Origin of the sequence: Pseudomonas sp. P7759 (assembly GCF_013386445.1) — a bacterium.
GTDB classification, from domain to species: Bacteria; Pseudomonadota; Gammaproteobacteria; order Pseudomonadales; family Pseudomonadaceae; genus Aquipseudomonas; species Aquipseudomonas azotoformans_A.
In genome coordinates, this window is record NZ_JACART010000025.1 from 1 (window position 1) to 23,707 (window position 23,707).

The 23,707-nt window shown below is 61.5% G+C and carries 22 protein-coding genes; 12 read left to right on the plus strand and 10 right to left on the minus strand.

Annotated elements, in window-relative coordinates; all coding sequences use genetic code 11:
- Positions 1-17: 17 nt before the first annotated feature.
- Positions 18-1,193: an MFS transporter gene (locus tag HX823_RS19345; RefSeq protein WP_177076139.1), complete on the plus strand. Its 1,176-nt coding sequence runs from the start codon at positions 18-20 to the stop codon at positions 1,191-1,193.
- Here HX823_RS19345 and HX823_RS19350 read toward each other — a convergent pair.
- The 3 genes from HX823_RS19350 to HX823_RS19360 all read right to left on the minus strand — a co-directional run bounded on the left by HX823_RS19350 (position 1,187) and on the right by HX823_RS19360 (position 4,110).
- The gene (locus HX823_RS19350; protein WP_033901196.1) at positions 1,187-2,224 is read right to left on the minus strand and encodes a dienelactone hydrolase; all 1,038 of its coding nucleotides are present in this window, start codon (positions 2,222-2,224) and stop codon (positions 1,187-1,189) included. The genes HX823_RS19345 and HX823_RS19350 overlap by 7 nt on opposite strands.
- Positions 2,225-2,452: 228 nt before the next feature.
- The gene (locus HX823_RS19355; protein ID WP_033901176.1) at positions 2,453-3,064 is read right to left on the minus strand and encodes an FMN-dependent NADH-azoreductase; all 612 of its coding nucleotides are present in this window, start codon (positions 3,062-3,064) and stop codon (positions 2,453-2,455) included.
- Between the two features lie 119 nt (positions 3,065-3,183).
- The gene (locus tag HX823_RS19360) at positions 3,184-4,110 is read right to left on the minus strand and encodes an AraC family transcriptional regulator (protein WP_177076141.1); all 927 of its coding nucleotides are present in this window, start codon (positions 4,108-4,110) and stop codon (positions 3,184-3,186) included.
- Positions 4,111-4,268: 158 nt separating this feature from the next.
- On the opposite strand from HX823_RS19360, the gene HX823_RS19365 reads away from it, so the two are divergent.
- Genes HX823_RS19365 through HX823_RS19375 form a run of 3 tightly spaced genes read left to right on the plus strand, consistent with a single transcriptional unit; the run spans position 4,269 to position 6,969 of the window.
- Positions 4,269-5,648: an NAD-dependent succinate-semialdehyde dehydrogenase gene (locus HX823_RS19365; protein WP_177076143.1), complete on the plus strand. Its 1,380-nt coding sequence runs from the start codon at positions 4,269-4,271 to the stop codon at positions 5,646-5,648.
- Between the two features lie 59 nt (positions 5,649-5,707).
- Positions 5,708-6,616, plus strand: coding sequence for a LysR substrate-binding domain-containing protein (locus tag HX823_RS19370; protein ID WP_038850429.1), 909 nt, complete (start codon positions 5,708-5,710; stop codon positions 6,614-6,616).
- Positions 6,613-6,969: an MmcQ/YjbR family DNA-binding protein gene (locus HX823_RS19375; RefSeq protein ID WP_177076145.1), complete on the plus strand. Its 357-nt coding sequence runs from the start codon at positions 6,613-6,615 to the stop codon at positions 6,967-6,969. Before HX823_RS19370 ends, HX823_RS19375 begins: the two co-directional genes overlap by 4 nt.
- Before the next feature lie 64 nt (positions 6,970-7,033).
- Here HX823_RS19375 and HX823_RS19380 read toward each other — a convergent pair whose 3' ends face one another.
- Together HX823_RS19380 and HX823_RS19385 are read right to left on the minus strand one after the other, a co-directional pair.
- The gene (locus HX823_RS19380; RefSeq protein WP_177076147.1) at positions 7,034-7,417 is read right to left on the minus strand and encodes a DUF1294 domain-containing protein; all 384 of its coding nucleotides are present in this window, start codon (positions 7,415-7,417) and stop codon (positions 7,034-7,036) included.
- A complete protein-coding gene (locus HX823_RS19385) occupies positions 7,414-8,244 on the minus strand; it encodes an undecaprenyl-diphosphate phosphatase (protein WP_038850424.1) in 831 nt (276 codons plus the stop codon). Before HX823_RS19385 ends, HX823_RS19380 begins: the two co-directional genes overlap by 4 nt.
- A gap of 219 nt (positions 8,245-8,463) precedes the next feature.
- Between HX823_RS19385 and HX823_RS19390 the strand changes: the two genes are divergently transcribed.
- The 3 genes from HX823_RS19390 (at position 8,464) to HX823_RS19400 (ending at position 11,428) form a co-directional block, all read left to right on the plus strand.
- Positions 8,464-10,098, plus strand: coding sequence for a methyl-accepting chemotaxis protein (locus HX823_RS19390; RefSeq protein WP_016977989.1), 1,635 nt, complete (start codon positions 8,464-8,466; stop codon positions 10,096-10,098).
- A 251-nt stretch (positions 10,099-10,349) separates the two neighbouring features.
- The gene (gene pnuC, locus HX823_RS19395) at positions 10,350-10,913 is read left to right on the plus strand and encodes a nicotinamide riboside transporter PnuC (RefSeq protein ID WP_177076149.1); all 564 of its coding nucleotides are present in this window, start codon (positions 10,350-10,352) and stop codon (positions 10,911-10,913) included.
- Positions 10,910-11,428 carry an AAA family ATPase gene (locus tag HX823_RS19400; protein WP_177076171.1) on the plus strand — a complete coding sequence of 173 codons (519 nt, stop codon included), beginning with the start codon at positions 10,910-10,912 and terminating at the stop codon, positions 11,426-11,428. The genes pnuC and HX823_RS19400 overlap by 4 nt, the downstream gene beginning before the upstream one ends.
- Before the next feature lie 72 nt (positions 11,429-11,500).
- Here the strand turns inward: HX823_RS19400 and ggt are convergent, their stop codons facing one another.
- Complete coding sequence (ggt, locus tag HX823_RS19405; RefSeq protein ID WP_038850419.1) at positions 11,501-13,225, minus strand: gamma-glutamyltransferase; 1,725 nt, start codon at positions 13,223-13,225, stop codon at positions 11,501-11,503.
- A gap of 160 nt (positions 13,226-13,385) precedes the next feature.
- Here ggt and HX823_RS19410 point away from each other — a divergent pair, with 160 nt between their 5' ends.
- Complete coding sequence (locus HX823_RS19410; RefSeq protein WP_177076151.1) at positions 13,386-14,033, plus strand: TetR/AcrR family transcriptional regulator; 648 nt, start codon at positions 13,386-13,388, stop codon at positions 14,031-14,033.
- A gap of 121 nt (positions 14,034-14,154) precedes the next feature.
- On the opposite strand, the gene HX823_RS19415 is transcribed toward HX823_RS19410, so the two are convergent.
- The 4 genes from HX823_RS19415 to HX823_RS19430 all read right to left on the minus strand — a co-directional run bounded on the left by HX823_RS19415 (position 14,155) and on the right by HX823_RS19430 (position 19,860).
- Positions 14,155-17,682 (minus strand): molybdopterin cofactor-binding domain-containing protein, encoded by a 3,528-nt coding sequence (locus HX823_RS19415; RefSeq protein ID WP_177076153.1) that lies wholly within the window; start codon positions 17,680-17,682, stop codon positions 14,155-14,157.
- A 5-nt stretch (positions 17,683-17,687) separates the two neighbouring features.
- Positions 17,688-18,170, minus strand: coding sequence for a (2Fe-2S)-binding protein (locus HX823_RS19420; protein WP_033901618.1), 483 nt, complete (start codon positions 18,168-18,170; stop codon positions 17,688-17,690).
- A 142-nt stretch (positions 18,171-18,312) separates the two neighbouring features.
- Complete coding sequence (locus HX823_RS19425) at positions 18,313-18,747, minus strand: MarR family winged helix-turn-helix transcriptional regulator (RefSeq protein WP_038850544.1); 435 nt, start codon at positions 18,745-18,747, stop codon at positions 18,313-18,315.
- A 60-nt stretch (positions 18,748-18,807) separates the two neighbouring features.
- Positions 18,808-19,860 carry a 2,5-dihydroxypyridine 5,6-dioxygenase gene (locus HX823_RS19430; RefSeq protein ID WP_038850416.1) on the minus strand — a complete coding sequence of 351 codons (1,053 nt, stop codon included), beginning with the start codon at positions 19,858-19,860 and terminating at the stop codon, positions 18,808-18,810.
- A gap of 307 nt (positions 19,861-20,167) precedes the next feature.
- On the opposite strand from HX823_RS19430, the gene HX823_RS19435 reads away from it, so the two are divergent.
- The 4 genes from HX823_RS19435 to HX823_RS19450 are packed head-to-tail and all read left to right on the plus strand — an operon-like array spanning position 20,168 to position 23,507.
- Positions 20,168-21,301 (plus strand): FAD-dependent monooxygenase, encoded by a 1,134-nt coding sequence (locus HX823_RS19435; protein ID WP_016977979.1) that lies wholly within the window; start codon positions 20,168-20,170, stop codon positions 21,299-21,301.
- The gene (locus HX823_RS19440) at positions 21,298-22,095 is read left to right on the plus strand and encodes an alpha/beta fold hydrolase (protein ID WP_038850413.1); all 798 of its coding nucleotides are present in this window, start codon (positions 21,298-21,300) and stop codon (positions 22,093-22,095) included. The genes HX823_RS19435 and HX823_RS19440 overlap by 4 nt, the downstream gene beginning before the upstream one ends.
- Positions 22,096-22,109: 14 nt before the next feature.
- Entirely contained in the window at positions 22,110-22,862 is a 753-nt protein-coding gene (locus tag HX823_RS19445; protein WP_033901622.1) for an Asp/Glu racemase, read from the plus strand.
- A 12-nt stretch (positions 22,863-22,874) separates the two neighbouring features.
- Positions 22,875-23,507, plus strand: coding sequence for an N-carbamoylsarcosine amidohydrolase (locus tag HX823_RS19450; RefSeq protein ID WP_177076155.1), 633 nt, complete (start codon positions 22,875-22,877; stop codon positions 23,505-23,507).
- Positions 23,508-23,707 lie beyond the last annotated feature (200 nt).

The window sequence follows — 23,707 nt, forward strand, 5'->3', positions numbered from 1 at the left end:
CCCGCGAACGAGTGCCCATGTCTGCCGCCGCCCCCAGCTCCCTGTCGATCACCCTGCAGATCGTCTCCATCGTCTTCTACACCTTCATCGCGTTCATCTGCATCGGCCTGCCGATTGCGGTGATTCCTGGCTATGTGCATGAGCAACTGGGTTTCAGCGCCGTGGTGGCCGGGGTCACGATCGGTTCGCAATACCTGGCGACCCTGCTCAGCCGGCCCATGGCCGGGCGCATGTCGGACAACGTCGGCACCAAGCGCGCGATTGTGTTGGGGTTGGCGGGGATTCTGGTCAGCGGCGTGCTGACGTTCTTTGCGACATTGCTACAGAGCACGCCCACCTTGAGCCTGGGCATTTTGATTGTCGGCCGACTGTTGCTGGGCGTGGCCCAAGGGCTGATCGGCGTGGGCACCATCAGTTGGTGCATGGGCGCCGTCGGTGCCGAACACACGGCGCGCTCGATTTCCTGGAACGGCATCGCGTCCTACGGCGCCATCGCCATTGGTGCGCCGCTGGGCGTGGTGATGGTGGCTGAATACGGCTACAACAGCCTCGGTGTTGCACTGGCCGTATTGTCCGCACTGGGCCTGGTGCTGATCCGCAATAAACCCTCGGTGCCAGTGGTGCGCGGCGAACGTTTGCCGTTCTGGGCGGTGTTCGGGCGTATCGCGCCCTTTGGCGCCAGCCTGTGCCTGGCCTCCATCGGCTACGGCACCCTCACCACCTTTATCACCCTGTACTACCTCAATCGTGGTTGGGCCGGTGCGGCGTACTGCCTGACGGTGTTTGGGGTGTGCTTTATCCTGTCGCGGTTGGTGTTTATCTCTGCCATCAGCCGGTTTGGCGGCTTTCGTGCCGCCATTGCCTGCATGACCATCGAGACCCTGGGCCTGACGTTGCTCTGGCTGGCGCCGTCGACGGGCGTGGCATTGGTTGGCGCGGGGCTGACCGGTTTTGGCTTATCGCTGGTGTACCCGGCGCTCGGCGTGGAAGCCATCAAGCAGGTGCCCAATAGCAGCCGTGGCGCGGGCCTGAGTGCGTATGCGGTGTTCTTTGACTTGGCCCTGGCGATTGCCGGGCCGTTGATGGGCGCCGTTGCACTGAACCTCGGCTATGGCTGGATCTTCTTCTGCGCCGCGCTGCTGTCGGTGACTGCCTTGGGCGTGACCGTTCTGCTCAAGCGTCGCGCTTACTGATCAGCCGTCTGCATCCCGGCGCGGGTGGCTTGGCCCAGGGTATGGCTGAAAAAACGCCCCGCCTCGGAAATCAGGTCACGGTGAATCCCTTCGCGGTCGACGCCGTCGGCATCGGTGCATATCGCTGGCATGGCCGCCAACTGATCACTGTCACACGGCGCCATGAACACAAAGTGCCCTGCCCCGGCCAACAGCTTGAAGTCCGGCGGCTCGGGCAGTTTGCGCGCCAGCGCCGCAGCGTTCTTGTCCACGGCCACCAGCTTGTCACCGTCACCGCTGTAGAGCAGCACTGGCACATGCACGTCGGCCAGGGTGTGACGGCCAAACATCAGACTCAACGGCGCCATCAACATCAACGCATGAATACGCGGGTCGGATTGCGGCTGCAGGTCGTCGCGGTCCACTACCAATTCGCCCTTGGTGGTGCAGGCGTCACGGTCTTCCGGGCGTTCCTGGCAGTAGCGACGCAGGCGGTCGAAGTCCGGCTTGGCACCGGCCAGGATCAACGCGGTTTCACCGCCCGCTGAATAACCGATCACACCGACTTGATCGACATTGACGAAGGGCGACAGCATCGGGTCGCCCAAGGTGGCCGTGATCGCTTCGGAAATCTGGATCGGCCGGCCATACAGGTTACTCACCGTGCCCAGGCGGCTGTGGTCCTTGTAGTTGTCGCCGGGGTGCAGCACCGCCACCACCACAAAACCTTTACGCGCCAGCGAAGTGGCCAGGTCATGCAAGGCCAGCGGCGTGCCGGTGTTGCCGTGGGACAGCATCAGCATCGGGAAGCGGCCGATGGCAATCTTGGAATCTTCCGTGGCGGCAACGCGATAGGCGCCCAGCGGCGTGCTGTGCTCAAGCCCAGTGGAGGGATAAAAAGCGATGGCCTTCATCGGCTGCAAATCCAGCGGATCCAGGAAGGTCATGCGATGGAAGCCCACACTCCAATGCGGGTGCGGCGCAGGCGCGGCGTGCACTGAAACCAGGCCACCGAGCAGGGAAAGAACCATAACAGCACAAAGACGCATCATGAGGATGTCCACCTTTGCTGCATAAAAACCGGCATGTCGGGTTGAAAAGTCCATGGTTCAAGGCGCTCGACCGGGTGATAAACCCATGCGTGCATAACCTGGGCCAAAGTAATGACAGCGGGTAAACGAAAAAACTCCGTAGTCCGGTCGTTTTGAGGCGATCAGAATACAGAGTTTAGACGTCCCGTTTCAGAATGAAACGGGGAAAGGCACGGTTTTACCTAAGCTTTACGCAGCCGCGAACAATTGTTCGTTGATGAGTACGTTGGCGTCGCTCAAGGACTTGCTGCGGAACTCATCACCGTACGCCAGGCCATGGGCGCGGACGAATTCGATGTCGGTGATGCCGAGGAAGCCCAGCAGCACTTTCAGATAATCTTCATGGGCCACACCGGTCGCCTGGCCGACATGCAGGCCGCCCGAGGTCGACACAACGATGACTTTCTTGTTGCCGCACAGGCCTTCCGGACCGGCTTCGGTGTAGCGGAACGTCTGACCGGCGACGGCAATGCGGTCGATCCAGGCTTTCAGTTGAGTTGGGATGGTGAAGTTGTACATCGGCGCAGCGATCACCACCGCGTCGGCGGCGAGGAATTCAGCCAGGGTCTTGGCGCTGAGTTCTGCTTCGTGCTGTTGCGCGGCATTGCGCTGATCCGCCGGAGTGCCCAGGGCGCCCAGGGTTGCGCCGGAGAAGTGGTTGAAGCCTTCGGCAGCCACGTCACGGTAGGTCACTTCCACGCCTGGCTCAGCCGCTTGCCAAGCCTTGACCACACCAGCGCTGAGCTGACGGGACGCCGAGTTGTCGCCGAGGATGCTGGAATCGATATGCAACAGTTTCATGCGGGATCTCCAAGTGAGGATCGCGACGGGGCGATCAAGTGGGGTTGATCCTACAGATGATTCGAATAAACGATTAGACAGCTGAAATGCGACTGTTTGTCCTGCTGGCAGGACAATGCTCAGTGCGACGACACATAGATCGACGCTGACGTCGGTGCGGGCAACGCATAGGTGCGCTTCATCCACTGGATTTCTGCCTGGGGCGTGCGCCCAAAAAAGCGTTTGAACTCGCGGCTGAACTGCGAGGCGCTTTCATAACCGACTTGTGCACTGGCCGTGGCAGCAGTGATATCGCTGCGCAGCATCAACAGGCGTGCCTGATGCAAACGCGTTGACTTGAGGTACTGCATCGGCGAGGTGTCGGTGACAGTGCGAAAATGCGCGTGAAAGCTTGGCACACTCATCATCGCTTCCCGTGCCAACGTTTCTACGTCCAGGTGCTGGTGGTAGCCCCCATGAATCTTGCGAATCGCCCTCGCCACCTTGCCGAACTGCCCCTGGCGATTCAGGGCTGCGCGCATCGAGCCACCCTGCTCGCCCGTCAGGATTCGATAGTAGATCTCGCGCATCAGCGCCGGCCCCAGAATCTGCGCATCCATCGGCACGCTCATCACTTGCAGGAAGCGCAGCAATGATTCACTGAGCCGGTCATCCATCGGTGACGAATACATGCCCCGTGGCTGGGCCTCGATCAATTCGGGGAAGTCCTCCAGCGCCACCATCAGTTGCGCCGCGAGGGTGAAATCCAGGCGCAGATACACTGCCAGCATCGGCTCGGCCTCACTGGCGTCGGTCTCCATGGTAAAGGGCACCGGCACTGACACCACCAGGTAGTGCTGGGCGTCATACAAATAAACGTCATCCCCCAGGTAACCACGTTTTTGCCCCTGGCAGACGATCACGATGCCGGGGTCGTACAGCACCGGGACCCGATGCAATGGGCGATTGGAGCGCAGGAAACGCACGTCATCCAGTGCGCTCAGGTTATAGCCTTCGACAGGCGCCAAGGTGCCCATCAACTCGATGATTCTGCCTGTTCGGTCCATGTTTGCTGGCCTTTGCGTAAAACGCCACGTTAACGCGCAATCCACGACGAGGCTACGGACTTATAGGAATAGGCAATCAGCACATTGGAATGGATATTCGCTCACACCCCGCATTTGCGTAGCCTGAAACAGCACTTTCAGCCCTCGGAGACTCCCCCATGCTTATCGTCTACAACCCTGCCACCGGTGAAGAAATCGGCCGTGTCGCCAAGCACACCGAGAACGAGGTCAAGGCTGCCGTCGACCGCACCTGCGCCGCCTTCCCTGACTGGTCTTCCAAGCTTGCCAAGGAACGCAGCGACATCCTGCGCCGCTGGCACGACGCGGTAAAAGCCGACAAGGAAACCTTCGCCGAACTGCTCTGCCGCGAAAACGGCAAATGCCTGAGCGAAGCCCGCGGTGAAATCGACTACGGCCTGGGCTTTATCGAGTGGTACGCCGAGGAGGCCAAGCGCGTGTACGGCGACACCATTCCCACTCACGACCGCAATGCCAACGTGATGGTCACCAAGGAAGCCATCGGCCCGGTCGCCGCCATCACCCCGTGGAACTTTCCATTCATGATGATCACCCGCAAGGTCGCCACAGCGCTGGCGGCTGGCTGCACCATGGTGATCAAGCCCGCAGAAGACACGCCTCTCACCGCCCTCAAGTTGCTGGAATACGCGCGCAAGGCCGGGATCGAGGCAGGCGTCCTGGAAGTGGTGGTGGGCGACCCAAAGGACATTGGCCAGATCCTGACCGGCGACCCACGCATCCGCAAAATCTCGTTCACCGGCTCCACCGGCGTCGGTAAATTGCTTGCCGCACAGTGCGCAGCGAGCATCAAGAAAATGACACTGGAGCTGGGCGGCAACGCGCCGTTTATCGTGTTCCAGGACGCCAACCTCGACGAAGCGGTGAAAGGACTGGTCAGTGCAAAACTGCGCAACTCGGGCCAGGTGTGCATCTCGCCGAACCGCATCTTCGTGCAACACAGCATCCTCGAGGACTTCATCAAGCGTTTGAAGCACGCCGTGGCCGAGATCGAAGTGGACCAGGGCTTGCGTGAAGGCTTTGTGGTCGGCCCCATGGTCAATCAACTGGGCTTCGACAAGGTGGCGCGATTGGTGGAAAACGCCAAGGCCGCTGGGGCCAAGGTATTGATGGGCGGCCAGCCCCACGCCAAAGGTGGCCTGTTCTACGAGCCGACGGTGTTGACCGGCTTGCAGGACGATTCTCCCCTGGCGACCGAGGAAATCTTCGGGCCGGTGTTCGCTCTCTATTCGTTCAAGGATGAAGCCGAAGTCATCGCCCGCGCCAACCAGACCGAATTCGGCCTGGTGGCCTACGCCTACACCAGCGCTCTGGGACGGTCGTTGCGCCTGTCGCGCCAGTTGGAGGCCGGCATGGTGATCCTCAACTCCGGATCAGTGGGCACTGCTTCCGTGCCGTTTGGCGGCATCAAGCAGTCCGGTTATGGCCGTGAAGGCAGCTATTACGGGATCGAGGAGTATGTGCACGTGAAGTACGTGTTGATGGCTGGCGCACATTTGTAGTGGATTTGCCCTCGTCAGACGCGGATAGTTCGTCCCACTGACAGGACAATAGGTTGCCCATGCAAGACCTCAACGACCTCTACTATTTCGCCAAAGTCGTGGAAGCCGGTGGCTTTGCTGCCGCCGGCCGGCTGCTGGGGATTCCCAAGTCGCGGCTGTCGCGACGTATCGCCGAGCTGGAAGAACGCCTCGGCGCACGCCTGCTGCAACGCACTACCCGGCAACTCACCCTCACTGCCGTCGGCGAGCGCTACCTGCGGCATTGTCAGGCGATGCTGCTGGAGGCGGAAATGGCCGATGAGGCAGTGGCCAGCATGTCCAGCGAGCCCCGTGGACGGCTGCGGGTCAGTTGCCCGGTGGGCATGGCCCAGCACATCCTGCCGGAACTGGTGGCTGGATTTCTGGCGGCGCATCCCCAGGTGCAATTGGAGATGACCCTGGTCAACCGCCGTGTCGACCTGGTCGCCGAGGGCATCGATGTCGCCCTGCGCGTACGCGAGCTGGGCGATGAGGACCCGCTGTTGGTGACCAAGCGCCTGCGTCAGGCCCAGACCGTGCTGGTGGCCAGCCCCGCGCTGATGCACGGCCGTCAGGTGACGACCCTTGAGGATCTCAAGCAGCTACCGATCCTGGGCGCGTTAGAGGCGGATCGCCTGGTGCATCAACGCATCCTCGACCCCCAGGGCAATACCCATGACCTGGCGATGGAAGCCCGGCTGGGGATCGACGATTTCATCGTGCGCAAGGCCAGCGCCATCATGGGCCTGGGCTTTACCGTGCTGCCGATGATGTATTGCGAAGAGGAATTGGCCAACGGCCGGTTGGTGCAACTGCTGCCGGAGTGGTCCTTGCCTGGCGGCTGGTTGCAAGCGGTGTACCCTCATCGTCGCGGCGTGTTGCCGGCCATTCGTGCCTGGATCGACTATCTGGAAGAAGGTTTCAAAGGTTGCGGAGACCGTCTGTTATGAAGATGACCGAAGAACAAGTTGCCGCCTTCTGCCTGAGCCTGCCGGGCGCGCGGGAGGATTACAAATGGGGCGGCGTGCGTGTGTTTTCGATTGCGGGCAACAAGATGTTCGCGCTGCAGAACCTGCGGGGGGAGTCGTTGGCGTTCAAGGTCGACAAGGAGTTGTTCCTCGGCCATGTGGACCGCCCAGGCATTCACCCGGCGCCGTATCTGGCGCGGGCGCAGTGGGTGATCATGAATAAGCCCTATCCGTTGGGTGCTGAGGAGTTGCGTGGGTTGTTGCGGCGCTCTCACCAGCTTGTCGTCAGCAAGTTGCCCAAGCGTACGCAGGTCGGGCTGTTGCTGGATGATTAACGCAAAGCACTAGGTATCTAATTTAGGTAGAGATGGCGATAAGTACCCTGTGGCGAGAGCAAGCCTATAACACTGAGAGCAAGGTGCCACCGAGGAACAACTGATCCAACCAGAACACCTCATGCAACAACACAATCACCCAAAACAACACCTGGTAAGACACCTTGCGCGTCTTGTGCCGGAACACCTGCTGGGCAATCAACGCCCCTGGCCAGCCGCCCGCCATTTCCACGGCGTGCAAGATGTTTTCCGGGGTGCGCCAGCTGTCAGTACGCGCCTTGCGTTTGTCACTCCAGTACAGGAAGAACGCGATCACGCTGACCACGCCATAGGCCGCCAGCGGAATCACCGTCTCGCCGCGCTGCCATACCAGTACCGAACCCAGCAACGGGGCTGCGCACAGCAGCACGAAGATCGCCGCCTTCAGACGGGGATGCTGGATCATCATGCCTTGGCGGCCGCCCAGTCGATCCAGCCGAACTGCCAGGTCGCCAGGATCAGCAAACCGAACGCAATGCGATACCAGGCAAACACCGCATAGCTGTGACTGGCGATGAACTTGAGCAAGCCCTTCACGGCGATCATCGCGAAGATGAACGAGGTCACAAAGCCAATGGCAAACACCGGCAAGTCCGCCGGCTGGAACAGGTCACGGTACTTGTAGCCCGAATAGACCGCCGCACCGACCATGGTCGGCATCGCCAGGAAGAACGAGAACTCGGTGGCGGTCTTGCGCGACAGCCCGAACAGCAAGCCGCCAATGATGGTCGAGCCGGAACGCGAAGTCCCTGGGATCATCGCCAGGCACTGGGCCAGGCCGACCTTGAGCGCATCTTTCCAGGTGATGTCATCCACGGTTTCAGCGTGCACTTCATGCTCGCGGCGCTCGGCCCACAACATGATCACGCCACCCACCACCAGCGCCGTGGCCACGGTGATCGGGTTGAACAGGTAGTGGTGAATCAGGTCGGCAAAAATCACCCCCAGCACCACCGCCGGCATAAAGGCGATCAGCAGGTTGACGGTAAATCGCTGGGCCTTTCGCTGGGTCGGCAGGCCGCTGACCACTTCGAAAATCTTGCCGCGAAACTCCCACACCACCGCCAGGATCGCGCCCAGCTGGATGATGATGTTGAACGCGTTGAAGCGGTCGCCGGTAAAGTCGAGCAAGTCGGCGACGATGATCTGGTGGCCGGTGCTGGAAATCGGCAGGAACTCGGTCAGCCCCTCCACAACGCCAAGAATCAATGCCTGTATGGCGGTCCAAAAATCCATGCTTCCCCCAAAGGTCTTGCTCTATGGCAAGCCTTGTTGATCTTTTTAATGGTTCACTGACGACAAGACGCGGTGTTGAGTTTCAACCCCGACCTGCAAAAATCTTGTGAAAAATCAGACAGTACTCAGGTTTTCCGAATACAGGCCGAAAGCCTATCAGACAAGGCGGAAAAGTCGATGCGGCACCCACAATTATAAAAAGCACGGAGTGACAGGACGATGAACAGTTTGCGCAATATGTCGATCAGCCGGCGCCTGTGGCTGATCCTGATAGTCGCCGTGCTGATGCTGCTGGCCCTGGGTTTGCTGATGCTCAAGCAGATCCACGACGACCTGTACCAGGCCAAGCGCCAGCAAACCCAACACGTGGTGCAGACCGCCAGCGGGATCCTGACGTTTTATCACGGCCTCGAAACCACCGGCGTGATGACCCGCGAAGCCGCCCAGAAGCAAGCCTTGAGCGCGGTGCGTGGCTTGCGCTACGACCATGACGACTACTTCTGGATCAATGACCTCACGCCCGTGATGATCATGCACCCGGCCAACCCCAAGCTCGACGGCCAGAACCTTTCGGCCATCCGCGACCCCGACGGTTTTGCCGTGTTCAACGAATTCGTGATCCTGGCCAAGGCCAAGGGCGCCGGCATCGTCAACTATCGCTGGCCGAAACCGGGCGCCGAAGCACCGGTGGCCAAGACGTCGTATATCCAACTGTTCCAACCCTGGGGCTGGATCATCGGTTCCGGCGTGTATGTGGACGATGTGCAGGCTGAGTTCAGCGGCCAGGTCTGGAAAGCCTCGTTCATCGGCCTGGGTATCGCCGTGGTGATGGCGCTGCTGGTCTCACTGATCGCCCGCAGCATTGTGCGACCATTGCAGGACGCAGTGAACGCCATGGGCAACATCGCCAGCGGCGAAAGCGACCTGACCCGTAGCCTCGACACCCACGGCCAAGACGAAGTCACCCAACTGTCCCGGCATTTCAACAGCTTCACCGCCAAGCTGCGCCAAGTAGTGGGCCAATTGCAGGTGTGCGCCAATGCCCTGGGCCAGTCTTCCCAAGAACTGGGCAGCAACGCGACCCAGGCCCATGACCGCAGCCAGCAACAATCCCAGCAGATGGAGCTGGTGGCCACCGCCATCAACGAAGTCACCTACGGCGTACAGGACGTGGCCAAGAACGCCGAACACGCTGCCAGCGAAATGCGCGACGCCCAGGCCCAGGCGCAGCAAGGCCAGGTGAATATCGACGGCAGCCTGCAGCAGATCGACCAGCTCTCCGGCACCATCAGCCAGGCAGTGGAAGTGATTCGCACCCTGTCTGCGGAAAGTACCCAGATCGGTAGCGTGCTTGAAGTGATCCGCTCGATTGCCGACCAGACCAACCTGTTGGCGCTTAATGCGGCGATTGAGGCGGCCCGCGCGGGCGAACAAGGGCGTGGTTTTGCCGTGGTGGCCGATGAAGTGCGGTTGCTGGCCCAGCGCACGCAAAAATCCACTGCCGAAATCCAGGGCATGATCGAACGCCTGCAAGGTCATTCGGAAGCGGCGGTCAAGGTGATCAGCGACAGCCACAGCGCCTCGCAACTGACCATCGAGCAGGCCGGCCAGGCCGGTGCCAGCCTGACTGCCATCGGCCAGGCGCTGCGCAACCTCAACGGCCTCAACGCCTCGATTGCCAGCGCCACCCTGCAACAGGCCCACGTGGTGGAAGACATCAACCAGAACGTCACCCAGGCCGCCGGCTTGTCCCACAGCACCGCGCTGGCGGCAGAACAGTCGAGTGTGGCGAGTGCGCACTTGCGCGGCCTGAGCGAACAGCTCGACGGCCTGCTGCGCCAATTCAAGGTCTGAGCCTGTGGTGGGCGGGCTTGTGGTGGCAAGGCTTGTTATGGTCTGTGGTGAGCGGGCTTGCCCCGCGCTGGGCTGCGGAGCGGCCCCAATAAATACGCCGCATTTTGGCTGACAGACTACGGCGACTGGTTTTAGGGCTGCTCCGCAGCCCAGCGCGGCAAGCCCGCTCACCACAACCACAGCAGTTAATTCCTACGCCAATCTTCTTTGGTTACAATCACCGCCCTCTTCCACTCTCCCAAGGAACCTCCATGTCCGGGCTTGAACTGTTCGCCGCCGCCCTCGGGGTGATTGCCGTGTGGCTGACCGTCAAGCAAAACCCCTGGTGCTGGCCCATCGGCCTGGTGATGGTGTTGCTCTACACCTGGGTGTTTTTCGACGTGAAACTCTATTCCGACATGCTGCTGCAGGTGGTCTACGCCGCCCTGCAAGTCTACGGCTGGTGGCAGTGGACCCGTGCCGGCGCGGTCAAGCAAGGGCGTCAGGTCACCAGCCTCGGCGTGCCGGCGATCATGGCCAGCCTGGCGGTGGGCGCCGTTGGCAGCCTGTTGCTCGGCGCCGCCATGGCCCACTGGACGGATGCTGCGCAGCCTTGGCTCGATGCCGCCCTCACCGGCTTCAGCCTGGTAGCGCAGATGTGGATGGCGCAGAAACGCGTGCAGTGCTGGCCGTTGTGGATTGCCGTGGATGTGATCTTCGTCGGGCTGTTCCTCTACAAAGGCCTCTACCTCACCGCCGCGCTCTACGCGCTGTTCACCGTGATTGCCGTGCAAGGCTGGCGCGAATGGCGCGCCGACCCGGCGTTGCACGCATGAAGGTGGTGGTACTGGCCGGACCGGAATCCAGCGGCAAAAGCTGGCTGGCGGCGCAGTTGCAAGCGCATTTCGGCGGTTTGATGGTGGGTGAATACGTGCGTTATTTCATCGATCACCATCAACGCGACACCACCCTGGCCGACATCCCGGCCATCGCCCGTGGCCAACTGGCCTGGGAAGACGCCGCCCGCGCCCAGCGGCCTGAACTGTTGATCCTCGATACCCACCTGCTGACCAACAAGCTCTGGAGCCAGACCTTGTTTGGCGACTACCCGGCCTGGCTCGACAGCGAACTGCTGGCCCGTCATTACGACCTGCACCTGTTGTTGTCACCGGAGGATGTGGAATGGACCGCCGACGGCCAACGCTGCCAGCCGCAACTGGAGGATCGCCGGGCGTTTTTCCAGGGCAGCCTGGAGTGGATGCAGCAGCATCAGCAGGCGGTGGTGGTCATTCGGGGGGATTGGGAAGCGCGCCGTCTCGCAGCTTTCACGGCAGTAGAACGACTGTTGTAGTGAGCGGGCTTGTCGAATCGTCGCACCGCCCGCTCACCACAGAAGCCCCCCCCCCCACAGAGGGAGCAGGCTCTAGTAACCCAACGACAGCCCCGTGTTACGACGAGGATCGTTAGCCCCATAGAAACGGTTCTTACCGACAGGCTTGCCATCCAGCGACGGCGCCCCTACCAAAATCGCCGCCAGATGGTTGGCATCCTGCGGCCCGGCAAACTTGTGGCCCCAGCTCTCAAGGATTTTCTGGGTATCCGGGCTCACCGCGAAAGTTTCGAGGTTGGTGGTTTCCGGCATCCATTGCTGGTGGAAACGCGGCGCGTCCACCGCTTCCTGGATGTTCATCTTGTAGTCGATGACATTCAGGATCGTCAGCAAGGTCGCGGTAATGATGCGACTGCCACCCGGCGTACCCACCACCATCACGGCCTTGCCGTCCTTGGTCACGATGGTCGGGCTCATCGACGACAGCGGCGCCTTGCCCGGCGCGATGGCGTTGGCTTCACCCTGGACCAGGCCGTACATGTTCGGTACGCCGACCTTGACGGTGAAGTCGTCCATTTCATCGTTGAGGATCACCCCGGTCTTGCTCGCCATCACGCCCGCACCGAACCAGTCGTTGAGGGTGTAGGTGACCGAGACCGCATTGCCCCACTTGTCGACAATGGAGTAGTGGGTGGTGTTATTGCCTTCATGGGGCGATACGCCAGGCTTGATCGCCTGGGAGTCACCGGCTTTTTGCGGCTCGATGGCGTCGCGCAGTTTCGCCGCGTAGTTTTTGTCCAGCAGGTGCTCGATCGGGTTCTTCACGAAGTCCGGGTCGCCGAGGTAGCTGTTGCGGTCCACGTAGGCGTGGCGCATGGCTTCGATCTGGTAGTGCAGACCCTGGGCCGAGTGATAGCCGAGATCGGCCATCGGGTAGCCTTCGAGGATGTTCATGATCTGGCAGATCACCACGCCGCCGGAGCTTGGAGGCGGTGCCGAGACCACGTGGTAGCCACGGTAGTCGCACTCGATGGGCGCCAGTTCGCGGGTCTTGTACTTGTCGAGGTCAGCCTGGGTGATGATGCCTTTGCCGGCCTGGCTTGAATCGACCAGGGCCTTGGCCACCCAGCCTTTATAGAAACCGTCGTTGCCCTTGGCCGAGATTTCCTTGAGGGTCTTGGCCAGGTCTTTCTGCACCAGCTTCTGGCCGACCTGCATCGGCTGGCCGTTGTGCAAGAAGATCCCGCGCATGTCCTTGTCTTTTTCAAACTCGCCGGTGGCGGTGTGCAGCAGGTCGATATCGCCCTGCTCCAGCTCAAAGCCGTTTTCCGCCAGCTTGATCGCCGGGGCGATGACTTGGGCGCGCTTGAGGGTGCCGTATTTGCTCAGGGCCAGTTCCATGCCCGAGACGGTGCCGGGCACGCCAACGGCCAGGTGACCCTTGGCGCTGAGGCCTTCGATGACATTGCCGTCTTTGTCCAGGTACATGTTGGCGGTGGCCGCCAGCGGGGCTTTTTCGCGGAAGTCGAGGAAGGTCTTGCGCCCGTCCGCCAGTTGCACGGTCATGAAACCGCCGCCACCCAGGTTACCCGCCGCCGGGTACACCACCGCCAGTGCATAGCCCACGGCCACGGCCGCGTCGACCGCATTGCCGCCGGCCTTGAGCACATCCACGCCCACGTGAGTTGCCAAATGCTGGGCCGTCACCACCATGCCATTTTCACCGGCCACCGGGGCCTGGGAGGCGGCATGCACACCACTGACCGTTAACACCAGGGCAGTGGCTATCAAGGTACGGCTGAAGGGTTGGTATTTCATCCATGGCTACTCTAGTTATTGAGACGCACCAAAATAGCCCGCCGCGAATTTAATCCCCAGCGCAATGGCGTTATTATTACAGAACTTGTCGGTCATAGAACGGACGCGAAAAACCCCATGCTATATTTCGCGCCCTGACTGTCGCGCAAGGCGCTCTGAAATGGCGATCAAGAAAACCGGCATCCGCGCCCAACAGGCCGACCAGACCCGCGCGCGCATCCTGCAGGCGGCGGTCAAGGTGTTCACCCGCGACGGTTACTCCGGCGGGCGTGTCGACAGCATTTCCAAGGAAGCCGACTCCAACGACCGCATGCTCTATTACTACTTCGGCAGCAAGGAACACCTGTTCGTCTGCGTGCTGGAACACACCTACGAGCAGTTCAATAAAGCCGAAAGCAAGCTCAAGCTGAACCTCGATGCACCGGAGCAGGCGCTGCGCGACCTGGTGGCGTTCATCTGGCATTACTACGTCAAGCACCCGGAGTTCGTGGCGATCCTGAGCATCGAAAACCTGCACCAGGGCAAGCACGCGCAACAGTCTGGCGAGATGCGCAGGTTGTCCGGGGAAGCGGTCGGCGTACTGCGCCCGATCATCGAGGCGGGCCAAGCCCAAGGCGTGTTTCGCCTGGACGTGGACCTCAAGCACGTGTACTTGATGATCGCCTCGCTGTGCTACTTCTATAACTCCAACCGCCACACGCTGAGTTCGTTTCTTGGGGAAGACCTGTCGGACAAGGGGCAGCAGCGGGATTGGCTGGGGTTTATCAGTGATTTGGTGGTGCGTGGGGTATCTCCCATCCCCCTGTAGAAACGCAATCCAAATGTGGGAGCGGGCTTGCTCGCGAACGCGGAGTGCCAGTCGCTGCAGATGTTGACTGGACAACCGTATTCGCGAGCAAGCCCGCTCCCACAGTTTTTATCGCGCAGTGTCAGTGAGTACCGGGGTTGGCGCGCAGGTGGGCGACTTTCTGTTCCAGGCCTTTCCACTGCGGCGCATTTGGCGCGAATTGCCCGCGCAGGTACGCCGCCAGATCCGCCACCTGGCTATTGGACAAACTGTCCTTGAACCCCGGCATATACCCCAGATCCTTGGTCGCCGGTTTGCTGATGCCCTGCAAAATCACCTTGATCAAATTATCCGGCTGATCGCTGTGTACATTGGTATTGGTCGCCAACGACGGGCTCACCCCAAACAGTTTGGGTCCCAGGCCATCCGCATGGCAGGCCTTGCAGGAACCTTCGAACACCCGTCGTCCGTTGGGATTCGGCACGCTGGCCGCCGCAACCACCTGGGCCTCGGCAGCCGCATCACCGTTAAGCGAGGCCAGGTACACCGCCATCGCGCGGATATCCGCCTTGGGCAGTTTCGACAATTCACTGACCACCGGCCCCATCGGGCCAGCCGCCACGCCGTGGGCGTCGGAATAGCCGGTGCTCAGGTAGGTAAACAGTTGGTCCTCGGTCCACGGCGTCGGCGCCTTGGACAAACCATTGAGGGCCGGCGCCTCCCAACCATCGACCCTACCACCGGCCAGAAAGGACTTGCCGCCCTTCTCCGCGCCCATCAGGTTGCGCGGCGAATGGCAGGCGGCGCAGTGGCCCAGGCCGTTGACCAGGTAATTGCCGCGATTCCATTGCTCGCTGCGCTCAGGCTGCGCCGAGATTTCACCGCGTCGCAGGTTCAGGGCATTCCAGCCCGCCATCAACGGCCGCAGATTGAACGGAAAGCTCATCGCATTTGGCGTCGGCGCCTGGCTCACCGGCGCCTGGGACATCAAATAGGCGTACAGCGCCTGCATGTCCGCATCGTTGATATTGCGAAACGCCGTATAGGGAAACGCCGGATACAGATTGCGCCCGTCACGACCAATACCGTCACGCATTGCCCGCTCGAAGGCCGGGTAGGACCAGGCGCCAATGCCGGTCTGCACATCCGGGGTGATGTTGCTGCTGTACAGCGTGCCGAACGGCGTCTGCATCGCCAGCCCTCCGGCATTGGTAGCGCCGCCAGGCGCCGTGTGGCACACCGCGCAATCGCCCACCGCCGCCAGCAACCGCCCGCGCTCCAAAGTGGCCTTGGACCAAGTGCCGGCGCTAGGCGGTGCAATCGGCGCGATTTCACTGTGGAACGGCCAGGCCGTCGCCAGCACCGCCCCCAACGTGGCGAACAGCGCACCAAACCACCATTTGCGGCGTTTCTCCGGCGACTTGGCCGGCTCGCCCAAGGTGCCCGCGTTCAATGCCGCCAGCACCCGCTCCGGGGTGATCGGCAACTCACGAAAACGGATACCGGTGGCGTCATAGATCGCATTGGCAATCGCCGCCGCACTGGGCACCGACGCCGACTCTCCGGCGCCCATGGGTGGCTGGTCCTGGCGCGGCATCATCATCACGTCGATCTGTGGCACTTCGGGGAAGGTCAGGATCGGATAACCGCCCCACTCCTTGCTCGCCACCGTCGACTCTTCAAACGTCACCCGTTCCTTCAACACGCGGCTGGTGGACTGGATCACATTGCCGTGGATCTGGTGCTGCACCCCGGCCGGGTTGATCATCATCCCGGAGTCATGCCCGATCACCACGCGGGTCACCGACACGTCGCCGGTTTGCTTGTCGATGGCCACATCCGCCACCCACGCCGCCCAGGCCGCGCCGAATCCGGGGAATTTGCTGTGGATGTAGCGCGCATAGGCAAAGCCACGGCCACGCAGCAGATGGTCCTCGTTGGCGGTTTGCATCGGCGCAGTGCGCGGCGCCCAGTTGGCGCGTTCGGCGGTGGACTTTACCAGGTCGATGGCGCGCTCGTCCTTCAAGTAACGCAGGCGGTATTCCACCGGGTCGACGCCGGCGGCGAACGCCAGTTCGTCGATGTAGGACTCGTGGGCAAAGGTGTTGGGCAAGGCCGACACGCCGCGCATCCACGACGCGCGCACGATGGGCGCCATGTCGTTGATGGTCACGCGCATATTCTCGATGTCGTAAGGCGGGATCGAGGTGCGGTCGCCCATCTCGAACATCGCCGCCACCGGCTCTACACGGCCGGTCAGCAGCAACGCCAGGGTCGGTGCGCCGTTGGACGGATAGCTGGTTTCAAAATCGTAGGCCGCGATGCTACCGTCGGCGTTGAGACCGCCATCGACATCCATCAGTTGCGCGGTGCCCTTGGGCTCCCACAGGTGTTCCTGCTCGCGGGTCAGTTGCACGCGCACCGGCTTGCCCACCGCGCGGGACAACAGCAAGGCATCGGCGCACACGTCATCCGCACAATTGCGCCCATAACAACCGGCGGCCTCCATGCGGATCACATCGATCAGTGCTTCATCGCACTCCAGCAACCACGCCAGGTCGGCGCGCAACAGATGCGGGTTCTGGCTGCCTGACCACACCCGGCTGCCGGCTGGCGAATAATCCGCCACGCCGCAGGACGGGCCGATCGAACCGTGCATCTGGTACGGCCAGAGATAACTGCGCGGCATGCGTTGGCTGGCGCCGGCCAGGGCTTCGTCGACATTGCCCTGGTCAAGCACGGTTCGGCGTACGCGCGGATTGTCGCGAATCGCCTGTTCAACATCACTCATGTCCGGTAACGCGTGGTTCCAGGGTTTCCAGTGCACCTGCAATTCGCTGGCGGCCTTGACCGCCTGCTCTTCACGCAGCGCCACCACGCCGACAAAATCGCGGATCACCACCACCGCGACGATACCGGGGATATGCGCGATGGACGACTCATCCACGCTCAACAGGCTGTTGCCGACAAAATCGCCGCAATCGAGCCCGGCATACGGTGGGCGAATCACTCGGCCATGGAGCATGCCCGGCACGCGCATGTCGTGTACGTAGGTCAGCTCGCCCGTGGCTTTGCCGGGGATATCCACTCGCGCAGCGCCCTTGCCCACCAGGCGGTAGTCCTCGATGGGTTTGAGCGGCGCGTCACCGCTGATGCGCAGTTGGTCGTGCTGGCCGCTGACCAGTTCGGCATACGTGGCGGTGCGCCCGTCAGCTGCGTGGATGACGCCAGCATCGACCTTCAGGCTGGCCGTGCTCACACCCAGGCGCCCCGCCGCCCGCGCCAACAGGAAACGCCGCGCTTCGGCTGCGGCATTGCGCAGGGGCACCGCGGATATCTGCAAGGTTGCACTGGCGATGGTTGCACCCTGGTTGGGCACTCGCTCGGTGTCGCCGAGCACCATCTTCACCTGCTCCATCGTCAGGTCGAGCTCTTCGGCGACGATCTGCGCCAACGACGTGCGAATGCCGGTGCCCAGGTCCACATGGCCATTGAACGCGTACACCAGGCCGTCATCGTTTACCGCAATGAACAGCCCCAGTTCCTTGGGTTTCACGGTGGGCGTGCCGCCCTTTGCCACCGGCCCCGAAGGCGGCAGCACGTCATCGACGATCAACAAAACGCCGGCCTTGGCCAGCCACTGGTCACGGGAAAGGGGGGTGTCGGTCATGGTCATCAATCCACGGTCATCAGGCGGGCCGCACGCAGCACGGCGCGCAGGATTTCGATATGGGTGCCGCAACGGCAGAGGTTGCCCGACAGCTCGTTGCGCACCTCGGCTTCGCTGGGGTTGGGGTTACGGTCGAGCAAGGCCTTGGTGGTCATGATCATGCCGTTGAGGCAGTAGCCACATTGCGCGGCCTGCTCGTCGATAAAGGCTTGTTGCACCGGGTGCGGATCCTGACGTGAGCCCAGACCTTCCAGGGTGACAATCTCGCGGCCCACAGCCCCCGACAACGGAAACACACAGGAACGGGCAGCCACTCCATCGATGATTACGGTGCAGGCACCGCACTCCCCCAGGCCGCAGCCGTATTTGGGGCCATTGAGTTCCAGGTCATTGCGCAGCACCAGCAACAGCGGCGTGTCCGCCATGGCGCTGACGTCGCTTTTCTGCCCGTTGACCTCAAGCGTTACCGTGATGTGCTGGCTGATCATTCGCTTCGCCCGTAACAGTTGGTGAAGTAATCACTTCATCAAACAGTCAAAAAAAAGCGTCGTGGACCTGGGGTCTCACGACACACTTGACGGATGAAGTGGCTACTACATGAACTCAGAGCAAGATCGATGCCAGCTGGGATTATTCCTGCGGGTCGTCGATCATCTTGCGCAACAGGAACAACACCGCGACCCGTTCGGCCGGGTTGAGATTGCTCAGGGTCAATTCGCTGATCTGCGCAGCGCGCGGCGCGGTCTGGGCAACCAGTTCGGCGCCTGCCGGGGACAGGTCCACCACCACTTTGCGCTTGTCCTGCGGGTCCGGTTCCAGGCTGATCAGCGCCTTGGCCTTGAGCCGCTCGACGATGCCGCGAATGGTCGCCTGGTCCACGGCCGTGGCCTTGACCAGTTCGGTCAGCGAGCTTGCACCGTGATCGCGCAGTGCACACAGGGTGACGAACTGCACGGCGGTGAGCTGGGAATCGCCAACATTCTGCTGAAAGATCGCCAGGTGGCGCTGGTAGGCCTTGCGCAACAGGTGGCCGACTTGTTCAGAAAATACGTAGGAATCTGGCACGGCGGAGCTCGGTGGGTGGTTAAGGTGGGGAGGCATGATACTCCATCCCCACACCTCTGATCAGCGGGCGCGGGAGGCTTGCGGCGCCACCACATCCCCGGCAATCACAACGGCTTCATCATCCAGGTACACATCGCAATTGCGCAGCGGAATATCCATATGGCAAGGCGTCTTGCGCGTCCCGCCCACTTCGGTGTTCGGCCCGGTGGAGAACAGGAAATTGCCATAGAACGCCCGCGCGTCCATGCACATGCCGTCGTTCTTGTCGTGCAAGCCCATGGCCGTCCACTGCGCCCGTGGCTGCAGGCCCCAGCCGATATGGGAGATGCCGTACACCTCGGGGTCGTTGAAGTACTTCATGTAGTCACGCAGGTATTCAGCCTCGAAACCACCGTGGATGTTAGTGATGAAGCCCTTCTCGATCTCCAGGGTGATCTTCTCGCGGGTATAGGTCTTGAACGGCAGCAGGATGTCACCGATGTCCAGCACCAGCACGCCTTCGGCGGTTTCTTCGTTGGGCCAGGAGAACAGGAAACCACTCGGCCAATGGTCCCAGCGCCCCGGCTCATCGGCAAAACCATATTCCGTCACCGAGGGGTACTGTCCCAAAGCGGCGCGGAAGTCACTGCCGGCGCGGGATTTCACGTGGATCGAACGCGCTTTTTTGAGTAGCTGCTCGGCCGCCAGCACGCGCACCTTGTCTTCTTCGGTCGGCAACATGCGCGCCAACACTTCCGGCGGCTCCACCGCCAGCAGGATGCGCGTGCCGGTCTTGAGGATCTGCTCCTGCTCTGGCGAGTGCAGCAGCATCATGGTGTCGACGATCAAGTCGGCGGCTTCCAGTGCACGCTGGGCGGCGATATTGCCGGTGAGTGCAGTGTCGCCGCAGTAGGCGGTCATGTCGTTGCCCATCGCCCTGGGATGGTTGAACGACGGCAACTCCACCGCATACACCTTGGCCCCCAGGCGCTGCGCGGCGTCCATCGCGGCACGCACGGTGCGCGGGTCGGAGTAATGGCTCTTGAGCACGGCAACGCTCTGGGTCGGGTCGACCTTGGACAGCGTCAACACGTGTTCAAACATCTGGGTCAGTTCGCAATCACTTACCGGCATTTTGCTGTCTCCTGTGGGCCTGCACCAAGTTCAGGCACTGCGCTTCACTCTAGTGCATTTTTATAGCGTGTACGCCATTTAATAACGATAAGACCCGAATTGTAGTCAGACTGCAAGCGGTGCATAAAAACGTTACCTATCGAAACAAACCTAGCAATTACTAACAACAAACCGTTACACAGGACAAATTCGGCCAAAAAATAAATTTGCAAAGACAGGCTTCCCATTTTAAAAAATGAGCGTATACACTTTAAAAACCTTGCGGACAGACGCCGCCGAAAATCAAAAAGAGAGAGGAACACGCCCCATGGGAAGCACTCAGAAAATCGCCATCGTCGGCGCAGGCCTGGGCGGTGCCGCCGCGGCCACCCTGTTGCAGCAAGCCGGCTTCGACGTGGATGTCTACGAGCAGGCGCCGGAGTTTTCCCGGTTGGGCGCAGGGATCCACATGGGCCCCAACATCATGAAAATCTTCCGCCGCATGGGCATCGAAAAGCAGCTGGACCTGATGGGCTCGCACCCTGAGCACTGGTTCAGCCGTTGCGGCGAAAGCGGCGACTACCTCTCGCGCATCCCGCTCACCGGCTACGGCGCGTCCTACATCACCGTGCACCGTGGCGACCTGCATGCGCTGCAGATGTCCACCCTCAAGCCCGGTACCCTGCACTTCAACAAACGCCTGGAAACCCTTGAAGAAACCGACACCCAGGTACGCCTGACCTTCGCCGACGGCCAGGTGACCTACGCCGACATCGTGATCGGCGCCGACGGCATCAATTCCAAGATCCGCGAAGAACTGCTCGGCGTGGAAAAACCGCTGTACAGCGGCTGGGTCGCGCACCGTGCGCTGATCCGGGGTGACCAGCTCGCCAAGTACGACCTGAAGTTCGAAGACTGCATCAAGTGGTGGACCGAAGACCGCCACATGATGGTCTACTACACCACCGGCAAGCGCGACGAGTACTACTACGTGACTGGCGTGCCCCATGCCGAATGGGACTTCCAGGGTGCGTTCGTCGACAGCAGCCGCGAAGAGATGTTCGACGCCTTCAAGGGCTACCACCCCACCGTGCAGGCCCTGATCGAATCCACCGAAAGCGTGACCAAATGGCCGCTGCGCAACCGCAACCCGTTGCCGCTGTGGAGCCGTGGGCGCCTGGTGTTGCTCGGCGATGCCTGCCACCCGATGAAACCGCACATGGCCCAGGGCGCCGGCATGGCCATCGAAGACGCGGCGATGCTCACCCGCTGCCTGCAGGAAACCGGCATCAGCGACTACCGCACCGCCTTCCAGCTCTACGAAGCCAACCGCAAGGAACGCGCATCCCGCGTGCAGGCCGTGTCCAATGCCAACACCTGGCTGCGCACCCAGGAAGATCCGGCCTGGGTTTATGGCTATGACCTGTACGCCCAGGAACTGAAATCGGGGGTGGCCGCGTGAGCACTTTTCTCTACGGCGGCAATGTGCAGGCCAACGGCATTCGCCAGCACTACCTGCGTTATGGCGGCAAGGGCCCGGTGCTGATCCTGATCCCCGGCATCACCAGCCCGGCCATCACCTGGGGCTTTGTTGCCGAGCGCCTCGGCGCGCAGTTCGACACCTATGTGCTGGATGTGCGCGGTCGCGGCCTGTCTTCGACCGGTCCCGAGCTGAATTACAGCGCGGACACCTGCGCCGAGGACATCGGTGCCTTTGCCGACGCATTGAACCTGGACAGCTACCACCTGATGGGCCACTCCATGGGTGCACGCTTTGCCGTGCGCAGTGCCGTCAAACACCCTCAAGGCGTGAAGCGCGTGGTGTTGATCGACCCACCGGTCTCAGGCCCAGGCCGACGCGAATACCCGAGCAAGCTGCCGTGGTACGTCGATTCGATCCGCCAATCCCTGGTCGGCATGGACGCGCAGGCGATGCGCGCCTTCTGCGCCACCTGGACCCAGGAACAACTGCAACTGCGCGCCGAATGGCTGCACACCTGCTACGAGCCCGCCATCGTGCGTGCCTTCAATGACTTTCACGAAGTGGATTTCCACCAGGACCTGCCCCTCCTCAAGGCCCCTACCCTGTTGATGGTGGCCGGGCGTGGCGGCGTGATCCTTGATGAGGACATTGCCGAAATCCAGGACCTGCAACCGAGCGTCCAAGTCGCCCGCGTGCCAGACGCCGGCCACATGATTCCGTGGGACGACCTCGACGGTTTCTTCGTCGCCCTCGGCGACTTCCTCACACAATAAGAATGGAGACCCCCATGCAGAAGCCTTACCGCATCGGCCAAATCGTGCCGAGCTCCAACACCACCATGGAAACCGAGATTCCGGCGATGCTCACCGCGCGCCAGGCAATACGTCCCGAGCGCTTCACCTTTCACTCCAGCCGCATGCGCATGAAGCAAGTGCGCAAGGAAGAACTGGCGGCCATGGACGGCGAGTCCGACCGCTGCGCTGTCGAGTTGTCCGACGCCAAGGTCGATGTGCTGGGCTACGCCTGCCTGGTGGCGATCATGGCCATGGGCTTGGGTTATCACCGCAACTCCGAACAGCGCCTGCGCAAAGCCACCGCTGACAACGACGCCAACGCGCCCGTGATCACCAGCGCCGGCGCCTTGATCGAAGGCCTGAAAATAATGGGCGCCAAGCGCATCGCGATCGTCGCGCCGTACATGAAACCGCTGACCGAGCTGGTGGTGAACTACATCCGTGAAGAAGGCTTTGAAGTGGTGGATTGGCGCGCCCTGGAAATCCCCGACAACCTCGAAGTGGCCCGCCACGACCCGGCCAACCTGCCGGCCATCGTCGCCGGGATGAACCTGGAAGGCGTCGATGTGATCGTGCTGTCCGCCTGCGTGCAGATGCAATCGCTGCCGGTGGTGGCCAAGGTCGAGGCACAAACCGGCAAACCGGTACTCACCGCCGCCATTGCCACCACCTACGCGATGCTCAAGGCGTTGGACCTGGAGCCCATCGTGCCGGGTGCCGGTGCACTGCTCTCTGGCGCTTACTGAGGGGGTTTAAAGATGAGTGAACAATCCGCCGACGCCAACTACCAGGGCGTATGGGGCAACCGCATCGGCTTTGGCAAAAAAGCCGCGCTGCTGATGATCGACTTTATGCAGGGCTACACCACCGAAGGCGCGCCGCTGTTCGCGCCCGGCGTGGTCACGGCCGTGGCAGAAAGCGTTGAGCTGCTGGCCACCGCACGCCAACACGGGATTGCGGTGGTGCACACCAATATCCGCTACCATCCCGGCCATTTCGTCGATGGCGGGATCTGGGTGAAAAAAGCCCCGGTGATGAAGGACATGGTCGAAGGCAACCCACTCGCGGCGTTCTGCGCCGAGGTACTGCCACTGGCCGAGGAAGTCGTCATTACCAAACAGTACGCCAGTGCGTTTTTCGGCAGCAGCCTGGCGCCAATGCTGCATGCCCAGGGCATCGACACCGTCGTGCTGGCCGGCTGTTCCACCAGCGGCTGCATCCGTGCCACGGCGGTGGATGCGGTGCAACACGGGTTTCGCACCATCGTCGTGCGCGAATGCGTCGGCGATCGGCACCCGGCGCCCCATGAAGCCAACCTGTTCGATATCGACAGCAAGTATGGCGACGTGGTGAGCAAGCAGGAGGCAATGCGCAAGTTCAGGGAGCAATAAGGATTCATGAGAACCGTGCCAAAGAGCACGGTCTTGAAAAAACTGAGCGTCCACTTTGGAATGCAATCCAATGTGGGAGCGGGCTTGCTCGCGAATGCGGTGTGTCAGTCAACATATCTGTCACTGATACACCGCATTCGCGAGCAAGCCCGCTCCCACACTTGATCACCTCCAGCAGGACCGACTCAGTCTTCTGACAC